18 protein-coding genes, 1 pseudogene and 1 riboswitch are annotated in these 18289 nt (G+C 38.2%); of the genes and pseudogenes, 6 read left to right on the plus strand and 13 right to left on the minus strand.

Features of this window, described 5'->3' with window-relative positions; all coding sequences use genetic code 11:
- Positions 1 to 317: 317 nt before the first annotated feature.
- Positions 318 to 1202 carry a GNAT family N-acetyltransferase gene (locus IEV41_RS10245; protein ID WP_188388286.1) on the minus strand — a complete coding sequence of 295 codons (885 nt, stop codon included), beginning with the start codon at positions 1200 to 1202 and terminating at the stop codon, positions 318 to 320.
- 32 nt (positions 1203 to 1234) lie between these two features.
- Positions 1235 to 1576: an NIPSNAP family protein gene (locus IEV41_RS10250; protein ID WP_188388287.1), complete on the minus strand. Its 342-nt coding sequence runs from the start codon at positions 1574 to 1576 to the stop codon at positions 1235 to 1237.
- Between the two features lie 350 nt (positions 1577 to 1926).
- Between IEV41_RS10250 and IEV41_RS10255 the strand changes: the two genes are divergently transcribed.
- The 3 genes from IEV41_RS10255 to IEV41_RS10265 all read left to right on the plus strand — a co-directional run bounded on the left by IEV41_RS10255 (position 1927) and on the right by IEV41_RS10265 (position 3411).
- Positions 1927 to 2424 carry a competence protein ComK gene (locus tag IEV41_RS10255; RefSeq protein WP_188388288.1) on the plus strand — a complete coding sequence of 166 codons (498 nt, stop codon included), beginning with the start codon at positions 1927 to 1929 and terminating at the stop codon, positions 2422 to 2424.
- A 316-nt stretch (positions 2425 to 2740) separates the two neighbouring features.
- Complete coding sequence (locus tag IEV41_RS10260) at positions 2741 to 2926, plus strand: YkvS family protein (RefSeq protein WP_188388752.1); 186 nt, start codon at positions 2741 to 2743, stop codon at positions 2924 to 2926.
- A 65-nt stretch (positions 2927 to 2991) separates the two neighbouring features.
- Positions 2992 to 3411 carry a YhfM domain-containing protein gene (locus tag IEV41_RS10265; protein ID WP_188388289.1) on the plus strand — a complete coding sequence of 140 codons (420 nt, stop codon included), beginning with the start codon at positions 2992 to 2994 and terminating at the stop codon, positions 3409 to 3411.
- A 43-nt stretch (positions 3412 to 3454) separates the two neighbouring features.
- On the opposite strand, the gene queF is transcribed toward IEV41_RS10265, so the two are convergent.
- From queF to queC, 4 genes are read right to left on the minus strand one after another with little or no spacing between them, the layout of a single operon-like run.
- Positions 3455 to 3952, minus strand: coding sequence for a preQ(1) synthase (gene queF / locus IEV41_RS10270; protein ID WP_188388290.1), 498 nt, complete (start codon positions 3950 to 3952; stop codon positions 3455 to 3457).
- 5 nt (positions 3953 to 3957) lie between these two features.
- Entirely contained in the window at positions 3958 to 4674 is a 717-nt protein-coding gene (gene queE / locus IEV41_RS10275; protein WP_188388291.1) for a 7-carboxy-7-deazaguanine synthase QueE, read from the minus strand.
- Entirely contained in the window at positions 4667 to 5149 is a 483-nt protein-coding gene (queD, locus tag IEV41_RS10280) for a 6-carboxytetrahydropterin synthase QueD (RefSeq protein WP_188388292.1), read from the minus strand. The genes queE and queD overlap by 8 nt, the downstream gene beginning before the upstream one ends.
- Positions 5149 to 5811 (minus strand): 7-cyano-7-deazaguanine synthase QueC, encoded by a 663-nt coding sequence (gene queC / locus IEV41_RS10285; protein WP_188388293.1) that lies wholly within the window; start codon positions 5809 to 5811, stop codon positions 5149 to 5151. Before queC ends, queD begins: the two co-directional genes overlap by 1 nt.
- 155 nt (positions 5812 to 5966) lie before the next feature.
- A riboswitch (PreQ1 riboswitch) is annotated at positions 5967 to 6010 on the minus strand.
- 189 nt (positions 6011 to 6199) lie between these two features.
- Here queC and IEV41_RS10290 point away from each other — a divergent pair.
- Together IEV41_RS10290 and IEV41_RS10295 are read left to right on the plus strand one after the other, a co-directional pair.
- Positions 6200 to 7468 carry an ATP-binding protein gene (locus IEV41_RS10290; protein ID WP_188388294.1) on the plus strand — a complete coding sequence of 423 codons (1269 nt, stop codon included), beginning with the start codon at positions 6200 to 6202 and terminating at the stop codon, positions 7466 to 7468.
- Positions 7469 to 7544: 76 nt separating this feature from the next.
- A complete protein-coding gene (locus IEV41_RS10295) occupies positions 7545 to 8810 on the plus strand; it encodes an ATP-binding protein (protein WP_188388295.1) in 1266 nt (421 codons plus the stop codon).
- A 159-nt stretch (positions 8811 to 8969) separates the two neighbouring features.
- Here IEV41_RS10295 and pdxK read toward each other — a convergent pair whose 3' ends face one another.
- The 6 genes from pdxK to IEV41_RS10325 form a co-directional block, all read right to left on the minus strand.
- On the minus strand, positions 8970 to 9785 hold the full coding sequence (gene pdxK, locus IEV41_RS10300; protein ID WP_188388296.1) for a pyridoxine/pyridoxal/pyridoxamine kinase: 816 nt from the start codon (positions 9783 to 9785) through the stop codon (positions 8970 to 8972).
- 132 nt (positions 9786 to 9917) lie between these two features.
- On the minus strand, positions 9918 to 10304 hold the full coding sequence (locus IEV41_RS10305) for a hypothetical protein (RefSeq protein WP_188388297.1): 387 nt from the start codon (positions 10302 to 10304) through the stop codon (positions 9918 to 9920).
- A gap of 75 nt (positions 10305 to 10379) precedes the next feature.
- Positions 10380 to 12077, minus strand: coding sequence for a M3 family oligoendopeptidase (locus tag IEV41_RS10310; protein WP_188388298.1), 1698 nt, complete (start codon positions 12075 to 12077; stop codon positions 10380 to 10382).
- Between the two features lie 42 nt (positions 12078 to 12119).
- A complete protein-coding gene (locus IEV41_RS10315; RefSeq protein ID WP_188388299.1) occupies positions 12120 to 13817 on the minus strand; it encodes a M3 family oligoendopeptidase in 1698 nt (565 codons plus the stop codon).
- 49 nt (positions 13818 to 13866) lie between these two features.
- Positions 13867 to 15564 (minus strand): M3 family oligoendopeptidase, encoded by a 1698-nt coding sequence (locus IEV41_RS10320; protein ID WP_188388300.1) that lies wholly within the window; start codon positions 15562 to 15564, stop codon positions 13867 to 13869.
- A gap of 67 nt (positions 15565 to 15631) precedes the next feature.
- Entirely contained in the window at positions 15632 to 17329 is a 1698-nt protein-coding gene (locus IEV41_RS10325; RefSeq protein WP_188388301.1) for a M3 family oligoendopeptidase, read from the minus strand.
- A gap of 112 nt (positions 17330 to 17441) precedes the next feature.
- On the opposite strand from IEV41_RS10325, the gene IEV41_RS10330 reads away from it, so the two are divergent.
- Positions 17442 to 18011: an ATP-binding protein gene (locus IEV41_RS10330; protein ID WP_188388302.1), complete on the plus strand. Its 570-nt coding sequence runs from the start codon at positions 17442 to 17444 to the stop codon at positions 18009 to 18011.
- A gap of 19 nt (positions 18012 to 18030) precedes the next feature.
- On the opposite strand, the pseudogene IEV41_RS20000 reads toward IEV41_RS10330, so the two are convergent.
- Positions 18031 to 18263 (minus strand): annotated as a pseudogene (locus IEV41_RS20000) (M3 family oligoendopeptidase); the annotation flags it as partial.
- Positions 18264 to 18289 lie beyond the last annotated feature (26 nt).

The following is an 18289-nucleotide window of genomic DNA, read 5'->3' on the forward strand; positions in this document are numbered from 1 at the left end:
CATTTGAATTTGGTGATCTTAGAAAGGTACACTCAAATAAATCCAAATGTCATGTAAAACAATATGGACAAATATAAATGAAATGTACCTAGAATTAACGTAAGCGCATAAAGTGAATAATCATTGAACAAACTCTCCTTTAAACAAGTAATAGGAGTATATCCTATCTCTCCATTATAAAGTATGTTACATGTATTTCACATGGGATTTTTTCATTTACCATCATCTGCTTCGCTATATCCTTCTCAACTATCCCATTGCCAAACCATTTTCATATGCATTCCCACGTACTTGTACAATACCTACTTGAAAGTTCGTCACTTCAGTTCCCCTTTCATCCACGTAATAAATGGTTCTTGCACATCAAAGGCAAATTCATTCAGCAATGGATAGCTGTATACATCTGTGTCATCTAATTCAAGGAACATTACTTTTTCATATCCGTGACCACGTGCATACACGATTTGCTGCTTCGTTAGTACTGTAATGATTTGTTGATCGATTTCATCATGCCTTCCACTCCAGCCAAGTTCTAATACTGTTCCCTCTCCGTCATCATGAGCAAAAACATATGCCACAACTTCTCCTCCGTCTAGTGCAACATAACTTGCACCTTTTACAACGTCCTCATCCTCAAGGCACATTCGCCATCTTGTATCATCAAACTCTCCAACTGGATTGTCCTTGTGTGTAATAGTATAACAACGCTTCATTAAACGAACGAGTTGTGTTGTTTGACTAGGAGTTAACACGCTATCTTCCAGCGAAACAATTTCATAAGGATATGTTTTTTCCTCCGCTGTTATGCGAGTTTCTTGTACTGTTGCTTCATACGTACGGCGCATTTCACGGAATCCACATTGCTCATACGCATGAAACGAAGGATGTACGTCACTCGTACGTATAATAAGTGGTAGCTTATCTTTCTTCACTTCTTCGACGTAACGAATAAACGTTGAAATGCATTTCTCTTCTTTCGCACTTATACCAAGATAGACCGCATACGGATGGAACGCTTGCTTCCGCACGCGCATCACACCGATTATTTCTCCATTCTCTTCCACTACAAAAATGTTTGGCACACCTTCATCGAATGTTCCCCAGTTCATGTACATGTTGAATGCTGATTGTTCTTTGAACGATGCTGGTATGAGATGTAGTACTTTTTCTTTTTCTGCTTCTGTGTAAGCGCGTATGTTCACTCTCATTCCCCCCTATAAAAAAAGAGAGTTCTTCACTCTCTCACAGTCGACACAATCGCTTCATTTTGCATCGCTACAATATATTCTCGTATCACATGCGCTCTACCGCCGTGCTTTTCATACCATTCTTGAATACGTTGCAAATGTGCTTCGTCACTTCGTACATTCTTTTCAATTCGCACGTATTCTTCATAACTGTCATACTCCCATATCGCAAAGATTTCGACCGTATCATCTTCGTTGTCTCTCATCCACCTTCCAACGAGACGAGCACCGTGCTTCAACTGGTTTGGTAAATTCGTCTCATTGAAATGATTATTAAAGATTTCAACAAACTCCTTTTTGATAATGTAATACTTTCTTCTATGAAACATGACGACCTCCTATTGTAACCATGTTTTTCGTTCATCTACAGACAATTTTACCATTTTTCGACAATAAATATCTATTTATTCTTAAAATTCCGTACAAACATCTTTCTCCAAACGTACAAAATAAAATTTCCTCCTCCATGATTCTCCCAAAATATAAATATATCGAGGGAGATTGACAAACATGGTAACTCAAACAATAGATACAACCTGCTTTCATTCCATCTTGCCCTTTATTTCGTTCCTCGGAAAATGAAATTTTCATAAATCGTTCATAATATCTATATAGCTAGACATCTCTACTATGTTACCCTATAAAATGTAAATACATTAATTAGGAGGTGGACATTGGTATGGAAATATACGAAGAATATGAAGTTTCACCTACAACAATGGCTATTACTTTCAATAACCATACAATGTATCAAACTAAAATATATGACAAGCACGGCATTTATTACTGTTCTAGAAAAGGAATGAATCTCATGGAAGAAGGATGTTTACAAGGGGGTTCTACCTATGACGGACGGAAAAAAGCTGTGGCACATTTGAAACGATTTAAGCAACGTACACCGATACCAGTCATTCCTAATGAAGGTGTCTTCGCATTTCCTACATGTTCACCGACGAATTGGAATTGTACATGGCTATTCTATCGCCATATTAAAGAGTTCAAACGGATCAATCATGAAACAACAATCGTAACGTTTCATAACGGTGCAACGCTAACTGTCGATATCTCGTCTGCTACATTACAGAAACAAATACAACGGACAGAATCATGTGTTGTACTCTTTTCGCCTGTATTTGGAACAGCACAACCGACAAGCGTATTAAGTACCCAATTTTAATAATTTAGCTTGTCTTACATGAAATTTTTTCAGAAAATATTCATGAAACCCTTTACTTCGTGATATATATATTGCAAACTAGATAATAACACTTACATAAATCACCAGATGTCAACTTATTGGCACTGTTATTTACGCAACTCTTTTTGTTAGCGCTTACCTCTTTGTTTTTCTGCTTTGTATAACGAACGTGAGTACCTAATCGCTAATGAAATGAGAACATGTATAGTTGAATAACCTGTTGATACAGCATTACAAAATACAGAGGAGAAAGGTGGTGTATCTGTCTGTAAATACCTTTACAGACAGACTACGTATGAATATTGCTCAACCTGGTAACATTATCGAATTTAAGCAAGGCTTAAAAGGTGTTGTCCAAAAGGTCAACCAAAACTCTGTCATTGTCGACATTACAATTACGGAGAATTTCCGTCAGCTAGATTTAGAACCTTTAACAGTTGTAAATCATAAAAATTATCGTATTTTACAAGAACAGATATAAGAATATGAGAAAGCTCCTATGCGTGGCATGGGAGCTTTCTTTGTAGAACAAGGAGAATCTATCTTATGAAAAAAATAATGATTGCTGTATGGGTCATTACAATTGGAGGATTAGGCTACCTATTATTTTTTCATAGCCCCAATCGGAACTTGCCTAATGCATCGTTTTTTACTATTAAAGATATAAAAACCAAACATCTAAAAGAAACGATACATATTACCGAAAAAGAAAAACTCTCCGATATTACAAACATCCTCAACCAAAGCAAATCTCTCTCCAAGAATATTGATTTCAAACTTGCAGGTGAACCAAATCTCGAAATGAGACTTACGTATGAAAATACAAAAGAAGAAAAACTATCAATTTGGGATGATTTCGAAAAAGGACAAACACTCATCTCTAGTGATGCAACTGGTTATTACAAGCTGAATGATACCCAATATGAGCAACTATTACGTGTTATACACGTATCGAACCCTTCATAGAACAAATAAAAATCCTCCTATGCCGCACATAGGAGGATTTCTCTTATCGATTATCAATCTTCTCTGGGTATAAATCGTGGTTCATTATACGGTACTCAGCCATTTGCTCGTACTTTGTACCTGGGCGACCGTAGTTTGTGTACGGATCGATTGAGATGCCACCGCGTGGTGTGAATTTTCCCCATACTTCGATGTAGTGTGGATCCATTAACTTAATTAAGTCGTTCATGATGATATTCATGCAATCTTCATGGAAATCACCGTGGTTACGGAAGCTAAATAAGTATAGCTTTAATGCTTTACTTTCGACCATCTTCACATCAGGAATGTAGCTAATGTAAATTGTTGCGAAGTCTGGTTGACCTGTCATCGGACATAACGATGTAAATTCAGGACAGTTGAACTTTACAAAATAGTCACGACCTTGGTGCTTGTTGTCGAATGTTTCTAAGATTTCAGGTGAGTATTCAAATAAATACTTCGTTCCTTGGTTTCCTAGTAACGTGATGTCTTGTAATTCTGAGTCTTTTCTTCCAGCCATTATAATTAAACCCCTCTCTTATTTCCCCATACTAGGGTGTGAAGTTGTGGTAATACTTTCGCATCGTTCATCTCAGATGAATGGATTGCCTTTTCTATTAGCCATTCATATCGCTCTAGTAATCTTGCAATTAATGAGTGATCGTCTGTCGTGTGCACGTCTTCGTTCCCAACTTGTAAGAAGAACGGAACATCCTTATAACGCGTATGAATCGTTGTCGCATAATCGAAATCTGCATCATCGAAGACGACAACTTTTAAACTTATGTTACATCCTCTTAGCTTCTCGATTACGTTATCTAGAGCAGCAAAGTCCGTATCCATTCCCGAACTAGGTGGCTTTGGTGAAATGGTAATGTCATCAATTTCACGTAGCCAATCTTGCCACTTGCTTCCTTGCGTCTCAAGGCCAATGCGAATGTTTTTTTCTTTTAGAAGCGTGACAAGCTCTCCCATGTTTTTCAACAGAGCAGGATTTCCGCCTGAGATTGTAACATGCGAGAACTTATCACCACCAAGTTGGTGTAGTTCTGCCCAAATGGCTTCTGCACTCATTTGGTTAATTAAATGCTTTGCTGAACCGTCCCATGTGAATGCAGAATCGCACCACGCACAACGGTAATCACAGCCAGCTGTACGAATGAACATCGTCTTCTGACCAATGACCATTCCTTCTCCTTGGACCGTCGGGCCGAATATTTCCAGAACGGGAATATTACTCACCGATCATCCACTCCCGTCTAACTTCTGCATAGCTAGTTGGTGTTTCGAATAAGCGAACGAATTCTACTCGTGCTCCTTGTGCTTGGAATTGTTCACTTGCTTGTAATTCTTCTTCCATTCTTTCATAAATCCACACAACCATGTTTTCCGCTGTTGTGTTCATTGGCGGCAATGTTTCGTTTAAGTAACGGTGATCTAAATGTACTTCGATTTTTTGCTTCCAAATTTCTTTAATATCGCCGAAGTCAATCATTAAACCGATTTCATTCACAAATCCGCTAATACCGAAGATTACTGTGTACGTATGACCGTGTAAGTTCTTACATTTTCCTTCGTAAAAATGAAGGTGATGCGCAGCGTCGAATGTGAATTCTTTGCTTACAAGGACACGCTTGTTGTGGTATTTTAATTGATTAGGTTGAATATCTTCATTGATTTTTTGTAATTTGTCTACGATGCTAAATGGAATATACATTAGTTGACCGCCCCTTCTTTTTTGCTTACGTATTCTTGTAATCCTTTGTTTCGTAAGTGACATGCTGGGCACTCTTTACACCCATCACCTTTTACTCCGTTGTAGCACGTTAATGTTTTTTCTCGTACGAATTCAAATGCACCTAGTTCATCTGCTAGTTCCCACGTCTCGGCTTTATCTAACCACATTAACGGTGTGTGGATCACGAAGTTGTAATCCATCGATAAGTTTAATGTCACGTTCAATGATTTCACAAACACATCACGGCAATCTGGATAGCCGCTAAAGTCCGTTTCACACACACCTGTAATAATGTGGCGGGCTCCTTTTTGTTTCGCCACGATTGCGACAAACGTTAAGAATAATAAGTTACGTCCATCCACAAATGTCGACGGTAACTCCCCCTCTTTCTCCTCAATCGAAATGTCATCACGTGTTAATGCATTTGGTGCTAATTGATTTAATAAGCTCATATCAAGAATGGTGTGCGGTACATTCAGTTCGGCTGCAATTTCTTTCGCACATTCAATCTCTTCTTTATGGCGTTGATTATAATCAAACGTTACAACCTCTACTTCGCGGAAATTCTTCAGCGCCCAAAATAAGCAAGTCGTGCTGTCTTGTCCCCCACTGAAGACAACAAGTGCTTTTTCATTTTTCATCCCTATCCATTCCCTTCTATAACAAAAACATCTATAACAAAAAAAGAGACTACTCACCAAAGTAAGTAATCTCTGTCAAAAAACATCCTCAACAAATACCCCTTCTCTAGACATGGAAAGGGCATAACGAAAGACACGAATTGTGTATGTATCGCTTCGCGTTAGTTTTTTATCGAGGGAGATTACGAACCTCGCCTATGTGATATACACATAGATTTGTTATTCATTTTTTCCTTCTCATTCTATCATACCGTTTTAGAAAAGCAACTTTTTTCGAAAGGAGCCGACACTATTTGTCGTTTTTTATTGAAAATGTAGCATAATTTTCCTATGATAGAAAAGTAAAGAAAGTGAATGATTTAACAAAAGGATATGGTGAATAAATTAGATGGCCATTAAATTTCTTATTACGAATTTATTACTGAACTTGCTATTTTTTATTGTGGGTGTTCTTATATATGCTTTTTTTCGAACAAGAAGAAATCAGCAGAAACCGTATTTACATGTCCCACTATTTATCTTGCTTGGTAATATTGTTGCTATCTTATGCGTATCAGTGTCAACAGGATTTGATAGTGGCTTCCACTCTAACTTACGAAGTGCTATCATTCCACTCGCAACCTTATTAGGTGGACCAATTGGCGGTGGTAGCACTCTACTTGTGATGAACAGTCATCGCTTCTTCTTTAATACAGAGGTTGCCTTATACTTTATTATTTCTGTTAGTATGTTTTCTCTAACATTAGCTGTCCGTCCTTATTGGTTGCAATTACGACTTGGAAACCGCCTTGTTTTTGCAAATATACTCGTGCTGTTTTCATCTTTCGTTTGGCTAGTAAGTTCGATACCTACGTTTCAATTGGACATTCCACTAGGTGAATTAGTTATCTATTTGCTTTGTAATGTACTAGGAACTAGCATCGTTATTTATTTAATTAACGTCGTTTCATCTCAACAAAAGTTAAAAGCTCGCGTAATTGAAACGGAAAAAGCACAAATGTTAAGCGAAATGGCTGCCTCTATTTCACATGAGATTCGCAATCCATTAACATCAACGAAAGGTTTCTTACAATTGTTGCAAAATGATTCGCTCTCTAAAAAAGAGGAAGAGTTCTATATTAAACTAGCACTAGATGGGATAGATCAAGCGAACAATGTCATTACAGACTACTTAACATTCGCCAAACCAGCTACGATTTCATATGAAAGAATCCTATTACAAGAGGAAATTCGACGAGCTGTTCGCTTTGTTACACCACTCGCATCGGCATCGAACATTACTATTAAGGCCGAATATTCACTAATTAGAGCGTATACGTACGGCGAGAAACAACGATTCCATCAATGTTTATTAAACATTTTAAAAAACAGTATTGAAGCAATGCCAACGGGAGGAACATTGTCTATTTCGTTAAGAGTAGAACAATTTACCCCGTCCTTGCTTATTACAGACACTGGTATTGGGATGAATGAAGAACAACTTAATAGGCTTGGTTCTCCTTTTTATTCGACAAAAGAAAAGGGGACAGGTCTTGGTATGATGGTTGTCTTCAGTATTTTGCAAGCAATGAATGCAAAGCTTGCTATTTCAAGTAAACAAAACGACGGTACATCCATCCATATTACATTCGCTCGCATGAAAAAAGTAGCAATCTAACAAAAGTAAGCGGGAACAATCGTCTCCCGCTTACTATGTGTGAATGTGTACCAATAAACATAACAGAAGGAGTGAAATGGGTAATATGAAAGAACTTATTATGAACTTACTCTTAAATATTTTATTTATTATGGTATCTGTCTTACTCTACTACTCCTTTTGGTTGCAACAAGAGAGAAAGTTATCATCTTTAAAAGTACCATTACACGTTGTATATTGTTTAATAACAACTGTACTATGTATTTTCTTCTCAACAACGATTGAAGAAGGCATCCGCTTAAATCTCCAACACATTTTGATTCTCGTTACCATTTTCTTTAGCGGTAGACTCGCAGGGGGAATTCTCTTTCTCTTCATGAATATTGTGCACCTTTTCGTTGGTGGAAATGATGCCATTGCTTCCGTCCTTGCAACGACTATCATCTATATTTCAAGCATACTTATTTATACCTATTTCCAACGAATGCGTATTATCCAACAAGTATTAGTAAGTGTATTCATCACGTTCTTTTCCGCCTTTATTTGTCTAAGTCTCTTTTTAGATAAAGAGGAAACGTATCATGCTCGGTACGAATTAATTGTCTTCTATCTATTTGAAGCGTTAGGAACTGCGCTTATTATGTATTTAATTATGGTACTGAAATCGCAAAATGAATTTCAAAAGCGACTCATTCACGTGGAGAAATTCCAATTAATTAGTGAGATGGCCGCATCCATTTCACATGAAATCCGTAACCCATTAACCGCAACGAAAGGCTTTCTCCAATTATTAGAAGGCGACGATATATGTCCAGAAAAACGAAAGATATATATTCAGTTTGCTCTAGAAGGGATTGCCCAGGCCGATGAGGTTATTACAAATTACTTAACATTCGCCAAGCCAACAATTGAAGAAATAGAAGAGTTGCACATCCAGCAAGAGCTACATAAAACGATTAATTTAATTACACCTCTCGCTAATATGTCGAACGTATCTATTCAGTTCGCTAGCATTGACGAAGAACTATATATTGACGGGGAAAAGCAAAAGTTAAATCAATGCTTCTTAAACTTATTAAAGAATTGCATTGAAGCAATGCCAACCGGCGGTGCACTAAAGATTCATGTCGGAAAGAAACTAAACGATGCCTATATCACCATCGCAGACAACGGTGTTGGCATGACTGACGAACAAGTAAGGCAACTCGGTGCACCGTTCTACTCCACAAAAGAAAAAGGGACAGGCCTTGGTATGATGGTCGTCTTTAGCATCTTAAAGGCAATGAGTGCAAGATTAAACATCGCCAGTAAGAAAAATGAAGGTACGACATTCACGCTTGTTTTCCCACTAAAAGACGTATAAAACCTCCCTAGCACAGATAGTATGAATAAATCTGTGCTAGGGAGGTTATTTTTGATGTAAAGAGATTTGTTCGAACTGAATTGCCTCTACATGTATGAAGATACTTCGTCCTTTAAATCAACCGACAAAAAAACACCCACAATCGTGGGTGTCATCTTCTTATGCTTCTGAGCCTAATACACGTAATGCACTATGACGTAGTGGCCCTACGTACTCGTTTAATGGGAAACCATTACGGATTGCCTCTGTTACATACTTCTTCGCTGTGTATACAGCGTCGCGTACGCTATTTCCTTTTGCTAATTCAGCTGCGATGCATGCTGCGTATGAGCAACCTGCGCCGTGTGTATATGTTGTTTCAATTTTTTCTGATTCTAATAATTCAAATGTTTCGCCGTCGAATAATAGGTCAACTGCTTTTTCTGTACCTAATTTCGCGCCGCCTTTAATTAATACATACTTCGTACCAAGTGCGTGAATTTTCACTGCTGCTTCTTTCATCTCTTCCACAGATGTGATTGGGCCTACACCGCTAAGTTGTGATGCTTCGAATAGGTTTGGTGTAACGATTGTTGCTTTTGGTACTAATACGTCACGTAAGCATTCGTTCGTTTCTGGGTGAAGAGCTTCATCTGCACCTTTGCACACCATTACTGGGTCAACAACAACGTTTGGCACGTTATACTTCTCGATTGTTTCTGCTGCTAGCTTAATAATTTCTTCTGAGCCTAACATTCCTGTTTTCATACCATCAATACCAACAGAAAGGATTGTCGCTAACTGTGCTTTCACTGTGTTAATGTCTTGTGGGAAGACGTTGTGTGCCCAGTTATTTTCTGGATCCATTGTTACGATTGTTGTAAGTGCCGTCATACCGAACACATCACGCTCTTGGAACGTTTTTAAGTCCGCTTGAATCCCAGCACCACCACTCGTGTCTGAACCTGCTAAAGTTAATACTTTTTTTAATGACATTCTTCATTCTCCTATCTGCTATGTACTTATAAACAAAACTTATCATCATTTTATACAAAAAATGAACTTTTTTCACCTTTTATTTCTCAAAAAAATTACAGCAAGCTAGTGCCTACTGTAATTCTTCTTTTCTTATTGGCCAATTAAGGCTGCACACTCAATCAAGCTTTCATTACATGTGTTTAATGCCTCTTGTACTTTCGCAAATCCTTCTGCACCAATCTTCTCTTTGAACTCCGCTAATGACGTCGCATTAACCAGCTCTGTTACAACTGCTGCTTCTGGAACTTGTTTCACAATCTCGTCAAATGCGTCTTTGTTCTCTGCATACAATGAACGAATTGTTTCCATTTTCTCTTGGAACGCTTGATCCGATGTTACATTTTGCACGTCATTTAATTGTGTTGCTACATCAACAAGACCTGTAATTTGACTCTCAACAAGTTTGTATACACCATATGTACATCCTCCCATTAACAATAGAAGAATACCAAGAATAATTAATATTTTCTTTAACATTCAACCCTCTCCCCTCTCGCTCTTAGTCTACTATATATTTTTAGACAAAAATTTACAGAAACATTACATTGTTCCTTACACTAACATTCTATCATCAATCGACGATAAATACGTATCTATTTCTCCGATGACAGATGCTACACAACCATCTTCAAACGGTGAAATAAGGTTTGCTACTTTTACTAACTCAACAAATGATTTACTTCCACCCTGCTTACATAATTCCACATAATCTTTCCATGTATCTTCACGGTTCTCACGCATCCTCTTCCAAAATTGAAGGGCACAAATTTCGGCTAATGTGTAATCGATATAATAGAATGGATCTTCATAAATATGGCCTTGGCGTTGCCAAAAACCGCCCATCTCTAAATATTCATTTCCTTCATAGTTACGATGCGGCAAATATTTCTTTTCGATTTCGCGCCACGCTTGATGGCGTTCTTCTGGCGTAAAATCTGGATTTGCATAAATCACATGTTGGAACTCATCGACAGCTACACCGTACGGGATGAATAGGAGTGCCCCGCTTAAGTGCCCAAAGTAATACTTCTCTGTATCTTCTTTAAAGAAATATTTCATCCACGGCCATGTGAGGAATTCCATACTCATCGAATGAATTTCACATGATTCATCCGTTGGTGCTACGTATTCTGGAAGGTCAAAATGACGACTTTCATATACTTGGAACGCATGACCAGCTTCGTGCGTTAACACGTCCACATCACCTGACGTGCCGTTAAAGTTCGCGAAAATGTACGGCGCATCGTAATTTGTTATTTCTGTACAGAATCCTCCAACTGCTTTTCCTGGCTTCGCAAGTAAATCCATTAAATCATTTTTGCGCATAAACGTGAAGAATTCATCCGTCTCAGATGATAACTCGTGATACATCGTTGTCGCTTGTTCAACAATCCACGCTGATTCTCCTTTTGGCGTTGCATTCCCTGACTTAAATTCAATCCCTTCATCATAGAAACGTAACGTATCGACACCAATACGCTCTTGCTGGCGCGCACGTAACTTCGTCGCAATAGGTACAATAATGTCTTCTACTTGCTTACGGAATACTTCTACCATTTCTGCGTTATAATCCGTACGCTTCATTCGTGCATAACCAAGCTCGACGAAATTATCGAAACCTAACTTTCTCGCAATTTTCGTACGCACTTTTACAAGCTTATCAAAAATATCGTCAAACTGTGCTTGATTCTCTACGAAGAAATTGTTGTATGCTTCAGACGCTTGTTGACGCCTTGCTCTATCTATATCTTCCAAAAACGGCTGCATTTGTTTAATTGTGTATTCTTTCCCTTCAAACTTTATTTGCGCCGATGCTTTTAACTCTACGTATGCAGATGATAATTTATTTTCTTGCTGTAACTCTTCTACAACTGAGTCATCGTATGTCTTTACTTCTAATTCCGCTAGCTTGAACAACTGTGTTCCGTACTTCTCTTCTAACTCTGCACGAAACGGTGATGCTAGCAATGCATGATAAAACTTCGTCACATACCCATCCACAATTGGATCATATTCATCGAAGAATTCTTGCTCCGCTTTATAGAAATCATCTTTCGTATTGATAGAATGGCGAATGAAACAAAGATTCCACATCGTACTAATATCATTACGAATAGTGTTAAGCTCTTTCATCGCATTATCTTGTCCTTCAAACGTCGATGCCTGTTCGAACTTTGTTAATGCTTCGTGGAACCTGACTTCTATTTCTGTTTCATTTGGACGTATATATGCATATTTTTTAAAGCTCATTATTCTTCTCCTTTGTTTAAAAAAGCTCCTGTACTTAGCTACTTATCCTAACTCTTTATCATCAATCGACGATACATACGCATCAATTTCTCCGATGACAGATGCTACACAACCATCTTCAAACGGTGAAATAAGGTTTGCCACTTTCACTAACTCAACAAATGATTTACTTCCACCTTGCTTACATAATTCCACATAATCTTTCCATGTATCTTCACGGTTCTCACGCATCTTCTTCCAAAATTGAAGGGCACAAATTTCTGCTAATGTATAATCAATATAATAGAAAGGATCTTCATAAATATGGCCTTGACGTTGCCAGAAACCGCCCATCTCTAAATACTCGTTCCCTTCATAGTTACGATGCGGCAAATATTTCTTTTCGATTTCGCGCCACGCTTGATGGCGTTCTTCTGGCGTAAAATCTGGATTTGCATAAACCACATATTGGAACTCATCAACTGCTACACCGTATGGTATGAACAGAAGCGCCCCGCTTAAATGTCCAAAGTAATACTTCTCAATATCTTCTTTGAAAAAATTCTTCATCCACGGCCATGTGAAAAATTCCATACTCATCGAATGAATTTCACACGCTTCATACGTTGGTGACACGTATTCTGGAAGATCAAAATGAAGGCTCGAATATACTTGGAACGCATGACCTGCTTCGTGCGTTAACACATCAACATCACCTGATGTACCATTAAAATTCGCATAAATGTACGGTGCATCATAGTTGACTATCGCCGTACAAAATCCACCTGTTGCTTTTCCTGGCTTTGCAACTAAATCCATTAAGTCATTCTCACGCATAAATGTGAAGAACTCATCTGTTTCAGGCGATAACTCTTTGTACATCGTTGTCGCTTGTTCAACAATCCACTCCGGTTCTCCTTTTGGCGTTGCATTACCTGACTTAAATGCAATTCCTTCATCGTAGAAACGTAACGTATCAACACCGATGCGCTCTTGTTGACGCGCACGTAACTTCGTCGCAACTGGTACAATAATATCCTCTACTTGTTTGCGGAATACTTCTACCATCTCTGCATTATAATCTGTACGTTTCATACGAGCATAACCAAGCTCTACGAAGTTATCAAAACCTAACTTTCTCGCAATTTTTGTACGCACTTTTACAAGCTTATCAAAAATATCGTCAAACTGTGCTTGATTGTCCGCGAAGAAATTGTTGTATGCTTCAGACGCTTTTTGACGTCTTGTTCTATCTGCATCTTCTAAGAGTGGCTGCATTTGTTCTAATGTGTACGTGTTTCCTTCAAACTCGATTTGTGCCGATGCTTTTAACTCCACATATGCAGAAGATAATTTATTTTCTTGTTGTAAATCTTCTAGCACCGCATCATCATATGTCTTCACTTCTAATTCTGCTAACTTGAACAATTGCGCTCCGTACTTGTCTTCTAACTGTTGGCGAAATGGTGACACTAGTAATGCGTTATAAAACTTTGTTACATAACCATCTGTAACTGGATCGTACTCATCGAAAAATTCTTGCTCGTCTTTATAAAAAGCATCTTTCGTATCAATCGAATGGCGGATGAAGCAAAGATTCCACATCGTATCAATATCATCACGAATAGCGTTAATCTCTTTCATCGCATTATCTTGTTCTTCAAATGTCGCCGCCTGTTCGAACTTTGTTAATGCCTGCTGAAACTTCTCTTCTACTTCTTTTTCATTTGGACGTATATATGCATAGTTTTCAAAACTCATTACGATTCTCCTTTACGAAAAGCTCCTTACTATGAAGGAGCCTAGTCTCTTATACTAATACTTTATCATCAATCGATGTTAAGTAGGCATCAATATCACCAATAACCGATGCAACACAGCCGTCTTCAAATGGTGAAATAAGATTCGCTTCTTTCACTAATTCTAAGAAACTCTTCGTTCCACCTTGCTTACATAGCTTCACATAGTCACTCCACGCTTCAGTACGATTCTCATGCATTCGCTTCCAAAACTGAAGAGCACAAATTTGCGCTAATGTATAGTCAATATAGTAGAACGGATAAATATAAATGTGTAATTGACGTTGCCAAAATCCTCCTGCTTCTAAATGTTCCAATCCTTCGTAATCGCGATGTGGCAAATATTTCTTCTCCAATTCTCTCCATGCTGCATTTCGCTCTGCTGGTGTTAATTCTGGATTTTCATAAATAACATGTTGGAACTCGTCTACTGCCACGCCGTACGGAATAAATAATAAAGCCTTGCTTAAATGAGAGAAGTAGTATTTATCGACATCTTCTTTAAAGAATTGCTCCATCCATGGCCATGTGAAGAATTCCATGCTCATCGAGTGAATTTCACATGCTTCTGCTGTTGGGAACAAATACTCACTAATAGCAATATCACGACTGCAATACACTTGGAACGCGTGTCCTGCCTCATGTGTTAACACATCAATATCACCAGAAGTCCCGTTGAAGTTCGAGAAAATGTACGGTGCTTTGTAGTTCGCTATATACGTACAATAACCACCGCCTCTTTTCCCTGGCTTCGCAACTAAATCCATTAAGTCATTATCACGCATGAACGTGAAGAATTCATCTGTTTCGGGTGATAACTCTTTGTACATGTTCGTTCCTTGTTCTACAATCCATTCTGGGTCACCTTTTGGCGTAGCATTACCTGATTTGAACTCGACACTTTCATCATAGAAACGTAACGTATCTACACCGATACGCTCTCGTTGCTGTTCTCTTAGCTTCGTCGTCACTGGTACAATAATTTCTTCTACTTGTTTACGGAACACTTGCACCTTTGTTGCGTCATAATCTGTACGCGCCATTCGTGCATACCCTAACTCGACAAAATTGTTAAAGCCTAACTTCTTAGCAATTTTTGTACGTACTTTGACAAGTTGATCGAAAATATCATCGAACTCTGCTTTATTTTCCTCAAAGAAACGGACAAATGCTTCTGTTGCTTTCTTTCTTCGCTCACGATTTTCATCTTCCATGAACGGTTGCAACTGTGCCAGTGTATATTCTTTCCCTTCAAACGGAATACTTGCCGATGCGCGTAATTTCGTATACGAAGAAGCTAATTTATTCTCTACCTGAAGATCTTCTAACACCGTATCATTAAATGTTTTCACTTCTAACTCTGCTAGTTTGAATAATTGCTTGCCATACGTTTCTTCTAATTGATTACGAAACGGTGTAGCAAGAAGTGCTTTGTACAACTTTGTATTGTAGCTCTTCAACACAGGTCCATATTCATCATAGAAATCTTGCTCTTCTTTATAAAAGGCATCGTTCGTATCAATAGAGTGACGAATCGAACAAATTGTTCCCATTGTGTATACATCATGAAATATAGATGTTATTTCGTCCATTACTTCTTCTTGTTCCTTGGCAGTTGTTACCTTCTCAAAAGCTGCTAACGCTGTATGAAACTTCACTTCTACTTCTTCTCGATTTGGTCTTGTATATGTATAATTTGAAAACCCCATATTTCTCTCCCCTTTCTATATACAGAAAAGCCCCTTGAAAAAAATTATTTTCTAAGGGGCTACAAGCTTATACTAACACTTTGTCATCGATAGATTGTAAATATGAATCAATCTCCCCAATAACTGATGCCACGCATCCGTCTTCAAATGGTGAAATTAAATTTGCTACTTTCACTAACTCTAGGAAACTCTTCGTTCCACCTTGCTTACATAACTCTACGTAGTCTTTCCACGCATCGTCGCGGTCTGCATGCATTCTCTTCCAGAACTGAAGCGCACAAATTTGCGCTAACGTGTAATCAATATAGTAGAACGGTCCGTTATAAATGTGTGCTTGACGTTGCCAGAACCCACCTTTTTCTAAATACTCAAATCCATCATAGTTAATATGTGGTAAGTATTTCTTTTCGATTTCTCGCCATGCAAGGTTACGCTCTGCTGGCGTAAAGTCTGGATTTTCATAGATTACGTGTTGGAACTCATCTACTGCTACACCGTATGGAATGAATAGAAGTGCACCACTTAAATGATCAAAGTAGTATTTCTCTGTATCTTCTTGGAAGAACCCTTCCATCCACGGCCATGTGAAGAATTCCATACTCATTGAATGGATTTCACACGCTTCGTATGTTGGCCATACACATTCAGGTGTTTCGATATGACGGCTTGAGTACACTTGGAATGCGTGACCTGCTTCGTGCGTTAATACGTCGATATCCCCTGACGTACCGTTGAAGTTTGAGAAAATATACGGCGCTTTGTAATTCGGTAAGTACGTGCAGTATCCGCCACCTGCTTTTCCTGGCTTCGCTACTAAGTCCATTAAGTCATTGTCACGCATGAACGTGAAGAACTCGTCTGTTTCAAGCGATAATTCTTTGTACATGTTCGCACCTTTTTCAATGATCCACTCAGGCTCACCTTTTGGCGTTGCATTACCTGATTTGAACATCACTCCACCATCATAGTAACGTAATGCGTCTACACCAATACGCTCTTGTTGGCGCTCGCGTAACTTCGTCGCTACTGGTACGATGATTTCTTCCACTTGCTTACGGAACGCTTGCACCATCTCTGCGTTATAATCAGTACGCTTCATTCGTGCATAACCAAGCTCCACGAAGTTGTTGAATCCTAACTTCTTCGCAATTGTTGAACGTATTTTTACAAGCTTATCGTAAATATCATCGAACTTTTCTTGATTTTCTACAAAGAAGCTATTGTACGCTTCATGCGCTTTCTTTCTACGCTCACGGTTTTCATCTTCCATGAACGGTTGTAATTGCGCTAATGTGTACTCTTTTCCTTCAAATAGAACTTTTGCAGATGCACGTAAATTCGTATACGCAGAAGATAATTTGTTTTCTTGTTGTAAGTCTTCTAATACAGCATCATCGAATGTTTTCACTTCTAACTCTGCTAGTAAGAAGAATTGCTTTCCATACTTCTCCTCTAGCTCCGTGCGGAAAGGTGAAGCTAGTAACGCTTTGTATAACTTTGTTACAAAACTTTGCATTACTGGACCTGCTTCATCGAAAAATTCTTGTTCTGCATTATAAAATTCATCTGTCGTATCAATCGATTGACGAATAGACGCAATCGTTCCCATCGTATCTACATCGTTACGAAGAACGTTAATTTCGTTTAATACATCAGCTTGCTCATCAGCAGTCGTTGCCTTTGCAAACTTTTCTACTAATGCTGTAAACTTCGCTTCTACTTCTTTCACACTTGGACGTACGTATGTATATTCTGAAAAACCCATTATGTATCTCCTCCATTTCTCTTCTATTATACATAGAATAGATAATAAAGTTAACTGAATATTTTCAATTAACTTATAATAGTAGGTAATTAAAAATATTGGAGTGGAAATAATGAAACGATTAGCTATTATTACCGTAGGCAAAACACATAGTGGAAAAACAGCCTTTGCTAGAATGCTAGAGGATGTCTTACCAAACTCATTTGTGATGGACCAAGATAATCAAGCTCTGTTTCTCAACACGTATTATAAGAACTTGCTCCCCACAGAAGGGCCGAATACATTGAAACACGCGCTTTCGCAAGTAATTGTCAAGCATGCAATGGAACAAACCGACTTACATTTCATTATTTGCAATGCAAATCGTAGTCGAGACAGCCGAGCTTATTTACTAGACGAACTGTTTCCTAGCGATAGATTTGTTCGTATCCTCGTCCATTTTGATTTAGCAGATGAAGTACTTCATGAACGAGTAACAACGAGTGCACGAAGTACAGCTATCTTTCGAGATGCAACGTTAACATTTGAAGAACTATTAAGCCATCAACATCGAGAAGATGTCATCGATCCAATAGAAGGAGAAGCTGATTATTTGTTTGTGTTGAAAGATAGCTCAGAAGTGGAATCAGTTATGCAAGAAATCATCCATCTGGCAAAAAACCAAAAACCGCTCAACATATAAAATGAGCGGTTTTTCCTTCTTATAACGCTTTGTCATCCACTGATTCTAGGTACGAATCAATTTCCCCAATAATAGATGCAACACATCCATCTTCAAACGGTGAAATAAGGTTTGCTACTTCAACTAATTGTAAGAATGATTTTGTACCACCTTGCTTACATAACTCTACGTAATCGTTCCACGGTTCTCATGCATTCTCTTCCAGAACTGTAATGCACAAATCTGTGCTAACGTGTAATCAATATAATAAAATAACCAGCTTATTTTACAGAAAAATC

The sequence above is a fragment of the Priestia taiwanensis genome (assembly GCF_014638355.1).
Lineage (GTDB): Bacteria > Bacillota > Bacilli > Bacillales > Bacillaceae_G > Priestia_D > Priestia_D taiwanensis.